This is a genomic window from Kitasatospora sp. MY 5-36 (genome assembly GCF_001182915.1).
GTDB lineage: Bacteria > Actinomycetota > Actinomycetes > Streptomycetales > Streptomycetaceae > Kitasatospora.
The window spans coordinates 1-1,219 of record NZ_LFVW01001241.1 but is presented as its reverse complement, the minus strand read 5'-3'; the positions used below and the strand labels follow the sequence as shown (position 1 = coordinate 1,219).

Annotated in this window: 1 protein-coding gene; it reads right to left on the bottom strand. The window is 77.0% G+C overall.

Features of this window, described 5'->3' with window-relative positions:
- The coding region (locus AE652_RS41685) for an FtsX-like permease family protein (protein ID WP_049661249.1) at positions 1 to 1,219 on the bottom strand (1,219 nt) is incomplete at both ends.

Here is a 1,219-nt window from a genome sequence, read left to right as displayed (position 1 = left end):
GGCGGGGCCGAGGCCGCTGCCCCGGGCCGCCGCGCGGGCGCCGAGCCGGGCGACGACCGGCAGCAGCCGCAGCACCACCAGGGTGCCGGCGCACAGGGCGAGGGTCGGGGTGGCGACCAGCAGCAGGTCCACGTCCAGCCGGCCGGTGGAGTCGGGGGACAGCCCGCCGCCGTACTGGTCGAGCTGCTGGTAGGCGAGCGCGGCCAGGGCGAGCACGGCGATGTCGCCGCCGTTGCGGGCGACGCCGGAGACCACCGCCTGGCGGCGCCCGGCCCGGCGGCGCAGGGCGGCACCGACGCCGCGCACCACGCTGGGCACGGTGGCCAGCAGGATGCAGGCGAACGCGCAGACCACGGCCACCGGCCAGAGCGACCAGCTGATGCCGGTGTCCAGGGCGACCTGGTGGGCGCTGCCGAGGCCGGCCAGCGCGCGGACCAGGAACGGGGTCAGCAGCGGCGCGAACACCGCCGCGGGCAGGGCCAGCAGCAGCGACTCCAGGGCGGTGAAGGAGCCGAGCCGGACGGCCGAGGCGCCGCGCGCGGCGAGCATCTCGTTCTCGGACTCCTGCCGCGCGGCGATCAGGTGCACGACCAGCAGCAGGGCCGCCGCGGCGAGCACCGCCAGCTGGAGGGCGCCGATCAGCAGGGTGGACCGGGCGACCACCATGCTGTCGGACAACTCGCGCATGATGTCGGGCAGTTCGGTCTTCGCGGCGAGCGAACCGGAGGTCCGCAGCTCATCGGAGAGGCGCTGGGCGCGGTCGCCGACGGCCTGCGCGGCGGCCCGGTCGACGCCGGAGAAGTCGGCGTCCAGCGACCAGCCGCGGCTGCTCTGGACCAGGCCGGCCGTGGTGAAGGCGCTCTGGTCGACCATCATCGGGCCGAAGGTGGTGAAGCCGGCGACCTCGATCTCGTGGCCGCCGACCGGGTCGATCCGCCAGTACGGGGCGGCCGGGTCGGTGGCCCGGTAGACGCCGGTGATCCGGACGGTCAGCGGCTTGCTGTCGTTCCGGTCGACGAGCCGGACCTCGGCGGGCAGGGCCTGCTCGGTCAGACCGAGCCGGCGCAGCAGGCTCTGCGGGACGGCGGCCTCCGGGGCGGCGGACTGGGCCGGCCGGGTGGCGGCGCCCGGCCAGGCGCCGGCCATCAGTTGGACCCGGCCGCGGTCGAGGTCGGCGAGGACCGTCAGGTCGAGCTGGGCGCCGGGGGCCTGGCCGGCG